Source organism: Deinococcus sp. NW-56 (assembly GCF_002953415.1).
Classification (GTDB): Bacteria; Deinococcota; Deinococci; order Deinococcales; family Deinococcaceae; genus Deinococcus.
Window position 1 is genome coordinate 2,237,258 of record NZ_CP026516.1, and the last position, 15,508, is coordinate 2,252,765.

The following is a 15,508-nucleotide window of genomic DNA, read 5'->3' on the forward strand; positions in this document are numbered from 1 at the left end:
CCCACCCCCTTTCCGCACCCGGAGTGGCCGCTCCGGGCACTTTCGCGTCGAATACGGCCCCGCTCGCTTGTTCCCCTGTCATGCAGCCCGTCCGTGCTGGACAGCGCGAGTTGACCTCAGTGCGGGTACAGTCCCCCGTCCACCCCGATGACCTGCCCCGTGACATACCCGGCGGCGTCCGAGGCGAGAAAGGCGACGAGGGCGGCCACTTCTTCCGGCTGACCGAAGCGGCCGAGGGGAATGCCGCCCAGGTACGTCTTTTGCACGTCCTCCGGTAATTGCGCCGTCATGTCCGACTCGATGAAGCCCGGCGCGACGGCATTCACGGTGATGCCGCGTCCGCCGTATTCCTTGGCGAGCGCCTTGGTCAGCCCGATCAGGCCCGCCTTGCTGGCGACGTAGTTGGCCTGGCCGGGGTTGCCCATCAGCCCGACGACGGAGGCAATGTTGATGATTCGCCCGGCCCGCGCCCGCATCATGTGCTTGATGGCGGCGCGGCTCGCGGCAAAGGCGCTGCCCAGGTTGGTGTCCAGCACGGCCTGCCAGTCCTCGTCCTTCATGCGGATGGCGAGGGTGTCGCGGGTGATTCCGGCGTTGTTGACGAGCACGTCGAGGCGGCCCATCGCCTTGATCACCTCCTCGACGAGCGTTCCGGCGTTCGCGGGCGTGGAGAGGTCGGCGCCGAACACCTGCGCGGGCACGCCGAGGCCCCGAATCTCCTCGGCGACCTTCTCGGCTTCCGTCTGGTTGCGGCCGTAGTGGACGGCCACGCCGAAGCCCGCACGGGCGAGCGAGAGGGCCATCGCGCGGCCCAGGCCCCGGCTAGAGCCGGTGACAAGGGCGATTTTCTGGGGTTGAGGTTCAGATTGGGTCATGGAAGTCCTTGCAGGAAAGCGGCCAGCCGCCAGCATGCAGCGGCCAGCCGGGAAGATTCAAAGCTGGGGGCTGGCGGCTGGAAGCTGGAAGCCCCTCACCTGCTCGGCCGTCCCCACATTCAGCGTCTGGGCGTCCGGCAGAATCCGTTTCACCAGCCCGGTTAGCACCGTGCCGGGGCCAAACTCCACGAAGACCTCGGCCCCGGCGTCGGCCAGCGCCCGAATCGTCTCGACCCAGCGCACGCTCCCGGTGATCTGGCGGGCGAGGAGGTCGGGGAGGGCGGCGGGGCTGGTGTTCGCCCCGGCGGTCACGTTGGCGTACACCGGAAAGGCGAGCGGCCCGAAGGCGGTGGCGTGCAGGTCAGGCGTCAGCCCGTCCCGCGCCGGGGCCATCAGATCGCAGTGGAAGGGCGCACTCACCTTGAGGGGAATGGCCTTGAGGCCCCGCGCCTTCAGCTCGGCGGCGGCGGCGTCCACAGCGGCCTGCTCACCGGAAATCACCGTCTGGGTGGGCGCGTTGTAGTTGGCGGGCTGGACGATGCCGGGGGTCGCGGCGCAGACCTCGCGTACCACCTCCGGGTCGCCCATCACCGCACTCATGGCCCCGGCCCCCACGGGCACGGCCGCTTGCATCAGCTCGCCCCTCTTGCGGGTCAGGCGCAGGGCGTCCGCGAGGCTCAGCGTTCCGGCGGCCACCAGCGCCGAATACTCACCCAGCGAGTGCCCGGCGGCAAAGGCCGGAGTCAGGCCTGTGTGGGCCTGCCACGCCCGGAACGCCGCGACCGACGCGGCCACGAGCGCGGGCTGCTGGTTGGCCGTGAGGGTCAGGCTTTCCAGCGGTCCTGTTTCGATCAGGCCCCGCAAGCCGGGCAGGGTGGCCTCGGCCTCGGCGTAGACGGCCCCGGCCTCGGGGAAGGCGGCGGCGAGGTCCGCGCCCATGCCGACCGCGTGCGACCCCTGTCCCGGAAACAGTACCGCTATGGTGGGGGCCGCGACCTTCACGCGGGCACCTCGGCGGGGGCGGCGGCGCGGGCTTGCAGGCTGGGCGCTCCGGCCCACCAACGCATCGTCCCGGCGGCCCAGCTCAGGCCACCCCCGAAGGCGACGAGGAGAAGCTGCTGCCCATCCTGAATGCGCCCGTCGTCCAGCGCCTCGCGCAGGGCCAGCGGTACGGTCGCGCTCGACGTGTTGCCGTAGCGGTCCACATTCACGACCGTCCTCGACATGGGCACGCCGAAGCGCTCGTTGGCGGCCTCGATGATGCGAATGTTGGCCTGGTGCGGGATGACCCAGTCCACGTCGCTGCTCCCCAGGCCCGTCTTGGCGAGGACCTCATTGCCACTGTCGCCCAGCACGCGCACGGCGAACTTGAAGACCTCGCGGCCGTTCATGCCCACCGTCTCCCCCATCTCGAAGCCGCCGGGCAGCCGGGGCGCGGCGCAGCGCAGGTAGAGGCTCGGTCCCCCCGCGCCGTCCGCCCCCAGCACGAACTGCTGAAAGCCGTAGCCCGCAGGCACCGGCCCCACGACCGCCGCGCCCGCCCCGTCCCCGAAGAGGATGGCGGTGTTGCGGTCGTCCTGGTCCACGATCTTGGAGAGGGCCTCGGCGCCGACCACCAGCACCCGCCGCGCCGTGCCCGCCAGAATCAGCCCCTGCGCCACGCTGAGGCCGTACACGAAGCCGCTGCACGCCGTCGAGAGGTCGAAGGCGGCCGCCCCGGTCAGGCCCACCTGCATGGCGATGAGTGCTGCCGTGGAGGGCATCAGCGCGTCGGGGCTGACCGTCGCGCAGATCACGGCGTCCACCTCGCGCAGGGCCTCCGGGTCGCGCGAGAGCAGGTCGCGCACGGCGGCCACGCCTACGTCGGAGGTGTACTCGTCCTCGGCCGCAAAGCGGCGCTCGCGGATGCCCGTGCGGCTCTCGATCCACTCGGCGTTGGTGTCCAGCCGCGCCTCGAAGTCGGCGTTGCGGATCACCTGCGCGGGGGCGTAGGCGCCCAGCGCCGTGATGCCCAGGCTGGGGCGGTGGGGGCTGGCCCCGGAATCGGTCGTCATGGGCCGACGCTAGCATTCTTTGAACAGCTGTTCAATGAATCGAGTTCAGTGTTCCGGCTGGGGTCAAAGGGCGGGGGGGCACGCCCCTGTGGACGTGCCCCCCCGCGCGTGTGGGTAGTGTTATTCCGACTTCTCGGTCTGGCCCTCGGCCGCGCCCGTTCCGTCCTGCTGGGCCGCGCCCTGCTCGGTGCCGCCCTCGCCGTCGGTCTGGGTGCCCTCGGTAGTCTCAGGGGTGCTCTCGGCCTGGGCCGACCCACCCGCCGTCAGCCCGGCGAGTGCCTGCTGGAGGCCGCGCTCGCGCACCATGCTGATGTAGTAGGCGTTCAGGCCGTTCGGCCCGAGCTGGCTCTGAAGCTGCTGGGGGGTCAGGTTGTTGGCCTGCGCGAGCGCCGTCATGGTCTGGCTGAACTCGGCGTCGCTGACCTGCACGTTCAGGTCCTCGGCGAGGCGCTCGAGGGCGAGGTCGCGGCGAACACGGCTCTCGGCGTTCTTGGCGAGGTCGGCCATGAACTCGTCGAGCTTGCCCTGCTCCTGCATGAAGGTCTCGTACTCGCCCCACTTCACGCCCTGGCGGCCGAGGTCGTCCTTGATCTCCTCGAGCATCGCGTCGCGGCGGCGGTCGAGCAGCGCCTGGGGAATCTCGACCTGCATCCCGGAGACGAGGTGCTCGATAAACTCCTCGCGGCGGGCAGCTTCGCCCTCCTGACGGGCGCGGCGCTCCAGTTCGGCCTTGAGGTCGGTGCGCAGGCGGTCGAGCGACTCGAAGTTCAGCGACTTGGCGAACTCGTCGCCCAGCTCCTGAAGCTGCTTGGTCTGCACGCCCTGCACCCGCACGCGGACGGTGTGCTCGGGGTGCTCGTGGTCGCCGTGTTGGTGGGCGGGCACAGTGATCTCGACCTCGTCGCCGACGTTCTTGCCGATGAGGGCGTCACGCACGTGCGCCTCGGCCACGTCGAGGTAGACGGGGTAGGACCCGCCGTCGCCCTCGCCAAGTTCCTCGATGGTGACCTGGTCGGTCGCCTCGATGGGACGCTCCACGGTCTGGAAGGTCGCGTTGCGCTCCTGCAGATCGGAGAGGGTGCGCTCCAGCACCTCGTCGGTGATCTCGGGGGCCGCCGCCGTGAGCTGCGCCGAGCGCCAGTCGCCCAGGGTAACTTCCGGGTAGGTCTCGCCGCGCACCGTGAAGGTGAAGCTCTGGCCGCTCTGGAGGGTGCCGGGGTCGATCTGCGCGTCGACGAGGTTGAGCTTCAGCTCGCGGGCGGCCTGCGGATAGTGGGCCTGCAGCAGGCGGTCGCGCACTTCCTGCTCGACGTAGCCCTTGCCCACGCGGCCTTCGAGCACCTTGCGGGGCGCCTTGCCGGGACGGAAGCCGGGCACGCGCACGTCGCGCGCGAGGCCCGCCCACACCTGTTCGTAGGCGCGGTTGACCTCGGCGGCGGGCACCGCCACCTGAAACTGCACCTTGTTGCCTTCCTTGCTGATCAGCTCTGCCATTGCGTCTCCCTGTTCGGCTGCCTGCCTCCCGGCTCCGCGCGGGTCTGCCCGCGTGTGCCCTGGAGGGGGCGGCCTTCCTCGTGTGTGCCGGTGCCGCTCCGCGTTCCGCTGGAGATGAAGCGCGGCGGCGGGCACGCGACATGCCGCCGCGCATCATAGAGCCTCGCGCACCTTTCGCGCGAGGGTCCACGGGCGCGGGGCAGGCGGGCGCGGCGCGAAAGAACTCCCCCGCCGCAGCGGGGGAGGCCAGCTCTTTGGTGCGAGGAAAGGGACTTGAACCCTCACTCCCTACGGGAACCAGATCCTAAGTCTGGTGCGTCTACCAGTTCCGCCATCCCCGCGCACCACAAAGAAAATCCCGGGAACCGCACCTGGCAGCTCCCGGGGGGTTGGGGTGGATTATGGGACTTGAACCCACGGCCTCCGCTTCCACAGAGCGGCGCTCTAACCAACTGAGCTAAACCCACCGCACGCGCCGCTTTCGCAGGCCCACACATCTTAGACGCGCCAGGGCGGGGTGTCAATCCGGGCGTGCCCTGCCCCGTTCCCCGCGCTAGCCTGTTCCCCACCTATGAACTTCACCCTGCCCGAGGACCTGCGGGACATGCAGGCGGCCGTGCGCGACTTCATGCTGGCGGTGGTCGAGCCGCGTGCCCGCGAGATCGAGGACACCAACCGGGTGCCGCCCGAGCTGATGCGCGGCGCCGCCGAGCTGGGGCTGTTCGGCCTGAGCATTCCCGAGGAGTACGGTGGGGTGGGGCTGGGCGCCCTGGGCCGCTGCGCCGTGTACGAGGCAATGGGGCAGGGGCACATGGGCTTCGGCGGGGTCATCAGCGCCCACGCGAGCATCGGCACGAGCGGGCTGGTCCGGCTGGGCACCGAGGAGCAGAAACGGCGCTTCCTGCCGCGCATGGCGAGCGGCGAGTGCATCGCGGGCTTTGCGATCACCGAACCGTCGAGCGGGTCGGACGCCGCCAACATCCGGACCAAGGCCGAGCGGCGGGGCGACGTGTACGTGCTGAACGGCACCAAGCACTACATCTCCAATGCGCCCATCGCGGGGCTGCTCACGGTCATCGCGGTGACGGACCCGGCGCGGGGCACGCGCGGCATGAGTGCCTTTCTGGTCGAGCCGCAGGGCACGCCCGGCATCACGATCGGCAAGATCGACGAGAAGATGGGGCAAAAGGGTGCCCTCTCCGCCGAAGTCATCTTCGAGGACGCCGAGATTCCCGCCGCGAACCTCCTCGGCCCCGAGCATCTGGGGTACCGCGAGGCGCTGGGCATCCTGACGAACGGGCGGGTGGGCATCGCCGCGCGGTCCACAGGCGCCATGCAGCGGCTGCTGGATCTCTCGGTGGCGCACGCCAAGACCCGCGAGCAGTTCGGCCAGCCCATCGCGGAGTTCCAGGCCGTGCAGTTCATGCTGGCCGAGATGGAGGTCGCCATCCAGACCTCGCGCCTGTTGTGGCAGAAAGTCGCCTGGATGGTGGAACAGGGGCAGGACGTGCGCCGCATGGCGTCCGTCGCCAAGCTGCACGCGACTGAGATGCTCTCGCAGGTGGCCGACAAAGCCGTGCAGGTCGCCGGGGGCATGGGCTACATGAAGGACTCGCCCGTGGAGCGGTACTACCGCGACCAGCGGCTGCTGCGGATTTATGAAGGCACCAGCGAGATTCAGAAGCTGATCATCGCTCGGGACCTGCTGGCCTAGGCCTCCAGCTCCATCAGCCACCAGCGCAGGAACTCCGGCAGCCGCTCGCGCCACGCGGGTTCGTCGTGCCAGTGGCCCTCCCCGACCGTCAGGCGCACCTCAGCCACTTTCGGGCGCAGGCGGGAGGCGAGGTCGTGGGTCAGACTCACGAGGGCGGCGGCGCTTTCCAGGCTGTCGCCCTCGTGGTCGCCCATGTCGAGCCACACGCGGGCGTGGGGGTCGGCGCGGCCTTCCAGCCAGCGCAGGAAGGCGAAGTCGGCGGGCCAGATCGCGGGGCTGAACACGCCGAGGGTGCCGTAGGTGCTGGGGTGACGCAGCCCCGCGTAGGCGGTGATCAGCCCGCCGAAGGAGGACCCGGCCAGCGCGACCCGCTGGGGCGGCACGGGGCCGAACCGCTCCCGCAGGTGCGGCAGCAACGTGCCCCGCAGCCAGTCGGCGTACTCGTCCGCACCGGACTCGAAGCCGTTCAGCTCGAAGGCGAAGGGCACGTAGCGGCGGCTGCGCTCCTCGTTCACGGGGAGGGCGGCGATGCGGCAGGGGAAGCCCGCGTCGGCCAGCGCCTGAGCGGCCCCCGCCGCGTCCCAGCTCTCGCCCGCAAAAGAGGGTCCCTCGTCGAACACGTTCTGGCCGTCGTGCAGGATCAGCAGCGGCAGGTTGCCCTCCGCCCCCTGGGGCCACCACAGCCGCACGGGTTGCTCGCCCCAGGGGGCCGCGAGCGCGACCGTCTCGCGCGGGGGGGCACTGCGGGCGGGGCGGCCCCGGCCCCCCTGCCCGTCCTGCCAGCCTGCCACCGGAAGGTCGAGGGTGGTGTCCCCATGCACCACGAGCCGGTGGGCCGGGGCGCGGCCTCCCCAGGCGTCCCCCTCCTCGGTGACGGTGCCGTCCGGAGACAGCGCCCTCACCTTCACGTTCAGCAGCGCCCCCTGGGGCAACTCGGCGGTGAGCGTCCCATCCGGGCCAAAGGTCCAGCCCTCCGGCTCGTCGCTCCAGCCCCGGTGCGTCCCGGTCAGGAAGAGGACGGCCCCCGGCGTGGGGGGTGGGGTGTGCAGCCGGAAGAGGACACGGGGCATGGCCCCCAGTATGCCCACACTTCCCATGAAGGCCGCTTCAGCTCTCCGTGAGGCCGCTGTCAGCCGGGCGGGCGTAGGATTTTGGCGTGGTGGACGGGCTTTGCCGACCCTCCGCCACAGCGGCCCAAGGCTTGCCCCCTCCCTAAAAAGTTGATATAGTTGCGCTCAAGTTTCCTGGCATCAACCTCGCCAGAGACCCCTTTTCAGAGTCATCTCGGGCGTTACAAAGGAGCCTTCATGCCCACTGCCAACCAACCCACCCCGCTGCCTGCCAACGTGCCCGTGTGCCCGGTGCGCGGCAGCGTCATCTACCCGACGATGGTGCAGCATATCGACGCCAGCCGTGCCCTTTCGATCAATGCGATCGAGGCGGCCATGGCGGGCGACAAGGTCATCCTGATCGTGTCGCAGCGCGACAAGGATGTGGACGACCCGCAGGGCGCCGACCTGTACGACGTGGGCACCGCCTGCAACGTGCTGCGCGTTCGCAAAAACCCCGACGGCACCGTGCAGATGCTGGTCGCCGCCGTGTCGCGCGCCCGCGTGACCCGCTACGAGCGGGGCGAGTACCTCACCGCCGATGTGGAAGCGCTGCCCACCGAGACGGGCGACACTGTCGAGCTTCAGGCGCTCGCCCGCGAGCTGCGCGAGAAGTTCGAGACGGTGGCCCAGGGAGGCCGCATCGGGGCCGAGAGTGTTCAGGCCATTCAGGGCAAGGACGATCCCGGCGAGATGGCCGACCACATCGCCTTTAACCTCGACTTCAAGCTGGAAGACAAGCAGGCGGTGCTAGAAGCCGCCCGCCTGACTGACCGCGTGCGCCGGGTGCTGACGCTGCTCGATACCGAGCAGGAGGTGCAGGCGGTGCAGGCCCGCATCCGCGCCCAGGTCAAGGAAGAGATCGACAAGAACCAGCGCGAGTACTACCTGCGCGAGCAGATGAAGGTCATTCAGAAGGAGCTGCAGGGCGGCGACGACGGCGAGGAGGGCGACGAGGCCGAAGCCTTCCGCGCCAAGATCGACGCGCTGGGGCTGTCCCCCGAGGTCAAGAAGGAGATTGACCGCGAGGTGAACCGCCTCGCCCGGATGCACCCCGACGCCGCCGAAGCGTCCGTGATCCGCACCTACCTGACCTGGGTCACCGAACTGCCCTGGAACGTGCGCAGCGACGACCGCCTCGACGTGGCCGAGGCGGCCGGCATCCTGGACGAGGACCACTACGGGCTAGAGAAGGTCAAGGACCGGGTGCTGGAGTTCCTGGCCGTGCGCCGCCTGCGCCGCGAGCGGGCCGAGCGCGGCGAGCTGGACGCCGCCGAGGTCAACAAGGGGCCGATTCTGGTGTTCACCGGCCCTCCCGGCGTGGGCAAGACGAGCATCGCGCAGTCCATCGCCAAGTCGCTGGGGCGCAAGTACGTCCGCATCGCGCTGGGCGGCGCCCGCGACGAGTCGGACATCCGGGGCCACCGCCGCACTTACATCGGGGCGATGCCGGGGCGCATCATCCAGGGCATCCGCACGGCGGGCACCAAGAACCCGGTGATCCTGCTCGACGAGGTGGACAAGCTCGGCAGCAGCTACCAGGGCGACCCCTCGGCGGCGCTGCTCGAAGTCCTCGACCCCGCGCAGAACCAGCACTTCACCGACCACTACATGGGTGTGCCCTTCGACCTCTCGGAAGTGATGTTCATCGCCACCGCCAACTACCCTGAGCAGATCCCGGCGGCGCTGATGGACCGCATGGAGGTCATCGAGTTCTCCTCCTACATCGAGCAGGAGAAGCTGGAGATCGCCAAGCGCTACCTGCTGCCCCGGCAGCTCACGGCCAACGGCCTGAAGCCCAACCAGATCAGCTTCACGGACGCGGCGCTGGAGCGGCTGATCAGCCACTACACGCGGGAAGCGGGCGTGCGCAACCTCGAGCGCGAGATCGGCACCGTGGCCCGCAAGGTCGCCCGCCGCATCGCCACGGGCGAGGTCAAGCGCGTCAAGGTGACCGACAAGGAACTCGACCGTTACCTCGGCCAGGCCCGCCACGTGCCCGAGACCGAGGGGCAGGAGGACAAGGTGGGTGTCTCGACCGGGATGTTCTACACGCCGGTGGGCGGCGACATCCTGTTCGTGGAAACCAGCGTGATGCCCGGCAAGGGCTTGGTGCTGACCGGGCAGCTCGGCGACGTGATGAAGGAATCGGCCCGCGCCGCGCTGACCTACATCAAGACCAACGCCGAACGCTTCCACATCGACCGCGAGCGCATCGAGAACTCCGAGATCCACATCCACGTTCCGGCGGGCGCGATTCCCAAGGAAGGTCCCTCGGCGGGCGGCGCCATGGTCACCTCCCTGATCTCGGCCCTGAGCGGCATCCCCGCCCGGCACGACGTGGCGATGACCGGCGAGATGACGCTGACCGGGCGCTACCTGCCCATCGGCGGGCTGAAGGAGAAGGTGCTGGGTGCCCGCCGCGCCGGAATCAAGCACATCATCATGCCGGGGGCGAACGAGGGCGACCTGCGCGACATCCCGGTACATCTGCGCTCCTCCATGCGCTTCCACCCCTGCGAGACGGTGGATCAGGTGCTCGACGTGGCCCTGGTGGGTGGCCTGAAGGCCCTGGAAACCCCGCGCGGCGAGGCCACCGAGGTCGCTGCCCCGCCCGCCAAGCGCCGGGCGACCCGCCGCAGCACGGGCGCGAGCGCGTAAAGTCTTCTTCCCTCATCTCCGGCCTCCCGTTGCCTTCCGGCGGCAGGAGGTCCGTTCTTGTGACCCGGCCCGGCTCAGGCCCCACTATCCTGAGCCCATGACCGTCCCGCTGACGTTCCTGGTGGCGAGCCCCCATCTGCGCGGCAGCGCCTTCGAGGGCGCCGTGATCCTGCTGCTGGAACACGACGCGTCGGGCGCGATGGGCCTGCTCGTCAATGCGCCCCTGACCCAGAGCGTGGCTGAGCTGCTGCCCGATGCCCCCACCACCGGGGCAGGCACCGCCTGGGCGGGCGGCCCGGTTGAGCCAGGGGTGGGCTGGTGCCTGTACCGGGAAGCGCTGAACCTGCCCGGCGAGGTGCGGCTGGCCCCCGGCCTGTACGTGACGAGCAGCCTGGACGTGCTGCACGCGGTGATGGCCTCGGACCAGCCTTACATGCTGCTGCTGGGCTACTCGGGCTGGGGCGCGGGCCAGCTTACCGAGGAAGCCCGCGAGGGCACCTGGCTGTGGGTCGAGCAGGACATGCCGGAGCTGATCTGGGACGTGCCCGTGGGGGAGCGCTGGCAGGCGGCCCTCGACCGCCTGGGCGTGAATCCGGGGACGATCATGCCGGGCGGGGCGCAGGCCTGAGCGGTTGGGGCATCCGCGGCCCTTCTCTTGCAAAAGGTCGGGACCCGTGTTACTCTCCCTCTCGCGCCGGAAACGGCACGCGCCACGGTATTCGGCAGTAGCTCAGTGGCAGAGCATCCGACTGTTAATCGGACGGTCGTTGGTTCGACCCCAACCTGCCGAGCCAGAAGAGAGAAACCTCGTCCTAGACGGGGTTTTCTCTTTTTGTGTCTTGGGGACAGCAGGCGAGGCGCAGCCGTGATCGTGTGCTCTCCGGGGAGCGCCGGACACCTTGTCAGAAGGAGACGGGATGACCACCGACGAACTCTGGCAGCAGTTCTTTTTCCACCTCCAGGCCAAACGCCGCACCAAGGCTACCCTGCGGTACTACGCCACCACCCGGACCTCGTTTGGGCGGTTCGTGCAGGAGGGCGGCCTTCCGCAGGAAGCAGAAGCCCTCACGGTGCAGCACCTGCGGGCCTTCCTGCGGAAGCTGGAGGCCGATGGCCTCGCCCCTGGGGGCGTACACGCTCATGCCCGGGCTCTGCGGGCATTGCTGACCTGGGCGTATAGGGAAGAGCTGTTGAGCACCAACCCTGTGAAGCGCCTGGAGATGCCTACAGTGGACCGGCAGCGCCTTCCTGCGGTCTCGGGGGAGCAGGTCCAGCTTCTGCTCAAGACGTGCCGCAAAGGGCCACAGCCTCTGCGTGACTGCGCGCTGGTCCTGACCCTCTTCGATACCGGCATCCGCGTTCAGGAGGCTGTCAACCTTCAGCTGAGCGCCCTCCTCTTCGAGCGAGGGCTGCTGCGCATCCACGGCAAGGGCAACAAGGAACGCTTCGTCCCCATTGGGGCCAGAGCCATGCAGGCCTTGAACATCTACCTCCGCCGGGAACGTCGTCCCGCACATGCGGGTGTACCCAACGTCTTCCTCAGCCGCTCCGGCCAGCCACTGACCAAGAGCGGCATCAGCATCCGGCTGCACAAGTTGGCCCTGGACATCGGCGTGCCACGTGCTGACTGCGCCCCTCATACCTTCCGCCGGGGCTTCGCCGTGGAATTTCTGCGCAACGGCGGCGACGTGTTCACCCTCCAGCAGATCCTCGGCCACAGCAGCCTGGAGATGACCCGGCGCTACGTCACCTTTCTCGACGAAGACCTCAAGGCCGCACACCTGCGCTTCTCGCCCGGGGACCGGCTGTGATACCGCCTGAAGTTCAGCAGGCAGTGGAGCGCTACCGCCTCGACCCGGACGTCCTGAAGATTCTGCACCACGCGAAGTCCGGCCTCTGGCATGTCCGCAGTGGTGAGCGGTTGCTGCGCTGGGCTCTGGCAGACTCAAGCTCAGCGCCCCACATCCTGCGGGATGCGGCCATGCTGGCTGTCCTGGAACGTCATCAGCTCGCAGCCCCCCAACTCCTGGCCCTGGACCAGAGCGAGGGCTTCGTGGTGAGTGTGCAGACCCTGCTGATGCCCACAGCCCTGTGCGATGTCACCGAGGTCGGTCTGGAAGAGGCCGGTTGGCGCTCTCTGGGCGCCTACATCCGCGCTTATCAGGACCGACTTCAACTCCCGGACTTCAACCCAGAGCATCCGGAACAAGCCTGGGAGGAGGAGCTGCGCAGCCTGGAACGGCGCGGTGAGGTCGGCCCGCAGGACGCTCGCTGGCTGCGGCACTGGCGCTCCCTGCTACCTTGCGAAGGCAAGCGGGTCCTGACCCACGGCTACGTCCATCCTGCCTGGATCGTGGCTCACCCCTCGCGGCAACTCGTGCTGGGACTCACCGAGTGGAGCATCGCGGAGCACCGTGAGCCGGGCCATGACCTGCTCTGGGTGCCTCCCGAGGTCGTGCAGCATGTGCTGAACGGCTATGGCCCTAACGGCCTCCCGCGGCTCCTGCGCGCCAAGCTGAGCCAACTAGTCACGAGTGCGCAGGAGCCGCACACCACACGGCCCCTTTCTCTGGCCGATGAGTTCGAGAGATTTGTGCACACCCTTGAGCCCCCGCGGTGAGCCTCGCTGCGTTCCAGAGCACTTCGAGGAGCGGCTGTCGCCGCTAGATCATTCAGAGGTGAGGTGCGGCTCTACTTTGACGAGGTCTGCCAAGACCTGCTCCAGCGGACCTCGCTCCCCCGGTGGGGTTGACAGGGCCTTTAGAGTGACCGTAACCGGACGCTAAGCCTGCCGTCCTTCCACAACCCAGACAGCACCCCTGCACCCCGGAGAACCCGCTCCGGGGTGTCTCTGTCGTCGCCTCTTGCCCGGCTTTCCGGACGCCCTCAGGAGAACACCCCATGACCACGCCCATTTCCCCCACCCAGATCACGCTCATCTCTGAAGCCCACGCCCGTGGACTTACTGACGCCGCCATTGCCCGACATGCGGGCGTAAGCCTGAGTTCGGTCAAGCGCTGCCGCACCCGGCTCGGACTGAACACTACCTTCGTGCCCCAAGTGCGCGGGAAGGAGGGCGAACGCCTCCTTGCAGCCCAAGCGCGTGCGCGGGGTCTGCATGTGGCATGGGCAGCCAAGCACAACACGGAGTACGACCTCCTCGTCGAGGGCGTGCGCGTAGACGTCAAGACCTCCATGCAATGTTCCGACGGGACGTGGCGCTTCCGGCTCCGAGGAACCCGAACCAGCTTCAGCGGCGAGTACACCTATCCCAAGAACTATGCCTCCGACTGCGAGTACCTCGCGCTTGTCGCCCTCTACCCGGATGAAAGGGGGCCAGATGTGTATTTCGTGGAGAGCACCGCGGCACCGACGACCATCGTGCTGCGGCCGGGGGGCGTGTACGACGCCTTCAAGAACGACTGGACAGCGCTTACGCCGTGCTCAGGGTTGGTGGCATGATGTCCACCTCGCCTCTTACGATGGCTTTCTTCCTGGCGAAGAGGGCGTAGGCCTGGTCGGCGTCCTCCTGGGTGCGGGCATAGACGAGGGAGCCGCCCCGTACCTTGATCCTGAACGCCGTCAGGCCTAGCCCTGCCATGACCTCCTTCTCTGCGTCAGCGTTGTTGTCTCCAGCCGGACCAACATCACCGTACTCCCAGGTGTCCCGTTCCCTAAACGCCCGGTACATGGCGCTCGTCGGGGACCACATGGGGGCCAGGACTTCAAGGGTGTCCCGAGCGTTTTCCAGCGTCTCCTTGGCATTCTTGGACTTAACGAATCCGACCGCGGCCAGGACTTCTCTAGGTACACCCCCCAACTCATCTAGGACTTCGCGCGCGACGGCCTCGGTCGCCGCGCGCCACCGGGGGGTGTTGCTGTGGGGCTTGAAAGGCAGGATGGTCTTGTAGGGCCGAATGTTGACGTACGGTTTCAGGGCAGGAAGACGCAGAACGTCAGCGTCGGCAGCGATAACGCGCGGTGTTCCCTGCTTATGGACGATCCCATCGGCCTGCTGTCGTCCACGGTGCAGGAGTTGCAGATACTCGGTGGCTTCCAGGTACTGATGAAGCTGGTTGCGTCCCGCTTCGTCGTAGGGCAGAAGGGCGGAGAGCGTGTACTCCCGGTGCATCTTGGGCAGGCGCGGCGCCGTGAGGGCGATCACGTCGTGCCCCCGGTACTCGTTTTTGCCGCGTCCGGCGAACCAGTGGCCGCTCGTCGCGTCCGAGCCAAGCTGAACACCGGCCCGGTCATACACCGTCTTCAGGATGCCCTGCCACTGCGCCCCCTCATGCTTGAGACGTTGAGGGGTGATCAAAAGTTGGCCCCGCTCAGGGTTCTCCTTGTGCAGTGCCAGCAACTCCCCAGCGATGTGACGCCGCGTTTCCAGCCGACGCTCGCGGCCCTCGTCCATGACATCAAGTTCCAGCATCGGGGCCTCCTCGATCTCCAGAGGTGTGCCGAGCGAGAAGCGGTGGAGACGAACCTTGTGTTCCCGGAAGAGGGCCTCGTACTGCTCCTGCTGAGCGTAGGCATCCAGGATGATCGTCGGCATCGGCAACTCTAGCGGCCAGCGCAGGTTGTAACGGAACTGGAAGTTCAGCGTCTTCCCCCTCTGCACACCATGCAGCCCGAAGCGGTTGCTGATCGTACCTGTCTTGGCCGCGGCGAGATCTTCGTCGAACGTTCGGGCAAGGAGTTCGACAACGCGTGGGTGTCGGGGGGCGATAGACCGCAGCGCCTGCTCGAAGCTCACAGGGTCGTGGGGGATGGCCAGGAGGTGCTGCCAGAACGCCTCCCCGTACAGGCCGTGACCTGACACGATTTTTCGCACGTCTTTGGCGAACTCTCTGTAGCCTTCCCGCTCTCCGCTCTCGGCGGCTCGGAGAAGCTTGCCGAGCGCCTGCGCTGTAGGGTCACTCTGAGTGAGCAACGCGTCCGCCGTGAACTTCGGGGCATCCGGTGTAAGGCTGTCGATCAGGAGAGCGCCCAAAGGGTCCTCGTCGATGACCAGCAGGTCCGCACTGGCCAGGGCTGCCTGGAGTCCACTCCCGCCCCCGAAGATCAAGGGCAGGTGCGAGTGGCTGACGATGCGCACGGCGGGACCCGCGGGCCAGGCGAACTGCCCCCGGTAGTCGGCCCCTCGTCCCTGCTTCCGGAGGTGCTGCTCGCCGTACACGATCTCCGCGTCGAGTCCCAGATCGCGGAAGTGGTCCAGTGCTTCTTTCCCCAGTGAGGTCTCATCACGAGTGGACTGTGCGGCCCACAGCACGTGGCGCACCTTGCCACTCAGCAGAAGCTGCTTGATGGCCTCTCGGGTATGCCGACTCTTCCCACTCCCTGGTGATGCCACCATGACGTGGACCTCTGGATCAGCGGCAAGGGCATCTTGGATCAGGGCGCTTGGCGAGGTGGCATCGAAGGCAGGAAGCGTCACAGTGGCTTAAAATGCCGCACAGCCGCTTTCTGGGGCCTTACGGATTAGTTCTGCCATATCCATAACAAGAGTAGAGCTGGTTCTGGCGAGGTCAGGCTGGGGTCTGGATCCTGTTGACCGAAGGTCAACCCAACCGGAGCGAAGCGAGGGTTGGTAGGGCGAAC

The 15,508-nt window shown here is 68.1% G+C and carries 12 protein-coding genes and 3 tRNA genes; 7 read left to right on the forward strand and 8 right to left on the reverse strand.

The annotated features are described in order from the left end of the window. Positions 1–116: 116 nt before the first annotated feature. The 6 genes from fabG to C3K08_RS11305 all read right to left on the reverse strand — a co-directional run bounded on the left by fabG (position 117) and on the right by C3K08_RS11305 (position 4,890). Positions 117–875 (reverse strand): 3-oxoacyl-[acyl-carrier-protein] reductase, encoded by a 759-nt coding sequence (fabG, locus tag C3K08_RS11280; RefSeq protein WP_104991396.1) that lies wholly within the window; start codon positions 873–875, stop codon positions 117–119. Positions 876–932: 57 nt separating this feature from the next. Further along, positions 933–1,814 (reverse strand): ACP S-malonyltransferase, encoded by an 882-nt coding sequence (fabD, locus tag C3K08_RS11285; RefSeq protein WP_104992043.1) that lies wholly within the window; start codon positions 1,812–1,814, stop codon positions 933–935. 59 nt (positions 1,815–1,873) lie between these two features. Beyond that, on the reverse strand, positions 1,874–2,929 hold the full coding sequence (locus C3K08_RS11290) for a beta-ketoacyl-ACP synthase III (protein WP_104991397.1): 1,056 nt from the start codon (positions 2,927–2,929) through the stop codon (positions 1,874–1,876). Positions 2,930–3,049: 120 nt separating this feature from the next. Beyond that, complete coding sequence (gene tig / locus C3K08_RS11295) at positions 3,050–4,423, reverse strand: trigger factor (protein WP_104991398.1); 1,374 nt, start codon at positions 4,421–4,423, stop codon at positions 3,050–3,052. 255 nt (positions 4,424–4,678) lie between these two features. Next, positions 4,679–4,764: transfer RNA gene (locus C3K08_RS11300), tRNA-Leu, on the reverse strand. A 49-nt stretch (positions 4,765–4,813) separates the two neighbouring features. Then, positions 4,814–4,890, reverse strand: a tRNA-His gene (locus C3K08_RS11305). 104 nt (positions 4,891–4,994) lie between these two features. Here C3K08_RS11305 and C3K08_RS11310 point away from each other — a divergent pair. Continuing rightward, complete coding sequence (locus C3K08_RS11310; RefSeq protein WP_104991399.1) at positions 4,995–6,137, forward strand: acyl-CoA dehydrogenase family protein; 1,143 nt, start codon at positions 4,995–4,997, stop codon at positions 6,135–6,137. On the opposite strand, the gene C3K08_RS11315 is transcribed toward C3K08_RS11310, so the two are convergent. Next, positions 6,134–7,207, reverse strand: coding sequence for an alpha/beta hydrolase (locus tag C3K08_RS11315; RefSeq protein ID WP_104991400.1), 1,074 nt, complete (start codon positions 7,205–7,207; stop codon positions 6,134–6,136). The two genes, C3K08_RS11310 and C3K08_RS11315, sit on opposite strands and share 4 nt — an antisense overlap. Positions 7,208–7,444: 237 nt before the next feature. Between C3K08_RS11315 and lon the strand changes: the two genes are divergently transcribed. From lon to C3K08_RS17950, 6 genes are all read left to right on the forward strand, one after another. Beyond that, positions 7,445–9,907 carry an endopeptidase La gene (gene lon, locus C3K08_RS11320; RefSeq protein WP_104991401.1) on the forward strand — a complete coding sequence of 821 codons (2,463 nt, stop codon included), beginning with the start codon at positions 7,445–7,447 and terminating at the stop codon, positions 9,905–9,907. A gap of 97 nt (positions 9,908–10,004) precedes the next feature. After that, positions 10,005–10,535 carry a YqgE/AlgH family protein gene (locus tag C3K08_RS11325; RefSeq protein WP_104991402.1) on the forward strand — a complete coding sequence of 177 codons (531 nt, stop codon included), beginning with the start codon at positions 10,005–10,007 and terminating at the stop codon, positions 10,533–10,535. 91 nt (positions 10,536–10,626) lie between these two features. Further along, positions 10,627–10,701 (forward strand) — tRNA-Asn (locus C3K08_RS11330). A 123-nt stretch (positions 10,702–10,824) separates the two neighbouring features. Next, positions 10,825–11,718, forward strand: a complete 894-nt coding sequence (locus tag C3K08_RS11335) for a tyrosine-type recombinase/integrase (RefSeq protein WP_104991403.1) — start codon at positions 10,825–10,827, stop codon at positions 11,716–11,718. A 23-nt stretch (positions 11,719–11,741) separates the two neighbouring features. Then, on the forward strand, positions 11,742–12,527 hold the full coding sequence (locus tag C3K08_RS11340) for a phosphotransferase (RefSeq protein ID WP_104991404.1): 786 nt from the start codon (positions 11,742–11,744) through the stop codon (positions 12,525–12,527). A gap of 500 nt (positions 12,528–13,027) precedes the next feature. Further along, positions 13,028–13,369, forward strand: coding sequence for a hypothetical protein (locus tag C3K08_RS17950; RefSeq protein WP_158679916.1), 342 nt, complete (start codon positions 13,028–13,030; stop codon positions 13,367–13,369). On the opposite strand, the gene C3K08_RS11350 is transcribed toward C3K08_RS17950, so the two are convergent. After that, positions 13,341–15,344: a hypothetical protein gene (locus C3K08_RS11350; protein WP_158679917.1), complete on the reverse strand. Its 2,004-nt coding sequence runs from the start codon at positions 15,342–15,344 to the stop codon at positions 13,341–13,343. The two genes, C3K08_RS17950 and C3K08_RS11350, sit on opposite strands and share 29 nt — an antisense overlap. Between the last annotated feature and the right edge of the window lie 164 nt (positions 15,345–15,508).

Coding starts and splice junctions, on each gene's coding strand:
- C3K08_RS11310 (WP_104991399.1), top strand. CDS start 4,995: ATGAACTTCACCCTGCCCGAGGACCTGCGGGACATGCAGGCGGCCGTG.
- C3K08_RS11290 (WP_104991397.1), bottom strand. CDS start 2,929: ATGACGACCGATTCCGGGGCCAGCCCCCACCGCCCCAGCCTGGGCATC.
- C3K08_RS11335 (WP_104991403.1), top strand. CDS start 10,825: ATGACCACCGACGAACTCTGGCAGCAGTTCTTTTTCCACCTCCAGGCC.
- C3K08_RS11315 (WP_104991400.1), bottom strand. CDS start 7,207: ATGCCCCGTGTCCTCTTCCGGCTGCACACCCCACCCCCCACGCCGGGG.
- fabG (WP_104991396.1), bottom strand. CDS start 875: ATGACCCAATCTGAACCTCAACCCCAGAAAATCGCCCTTGTCACCGGC.
- lon (WP_104991401.1), top strand. CDS start 7,445: ATGCCCACTGCCAACCAACCCACCCCGCTGCCTGCCAACGTGCCCGTG.
- C3K08_RS11325 (WP_104991402.1), top strand. CDS start 10,005: ATGACCGTCCCGCTGACGTTCCTGGTGGCGAGCCCCCATCTGCGCGGC.
- fabD (WP_104992043.1), bottom strand. CDS start 1,814: ATGGGCGCGGACCTCGCCGCCGCCTTCCCCGAGGCCGGGGCCGTCTAC.
- tig (WP_104991398.1), bottom strand. CDS start 4,423: ATGGCAGAGCTGATCAGCAAGGAAGGCAACAAGGTGCAGTTTCAGGTG.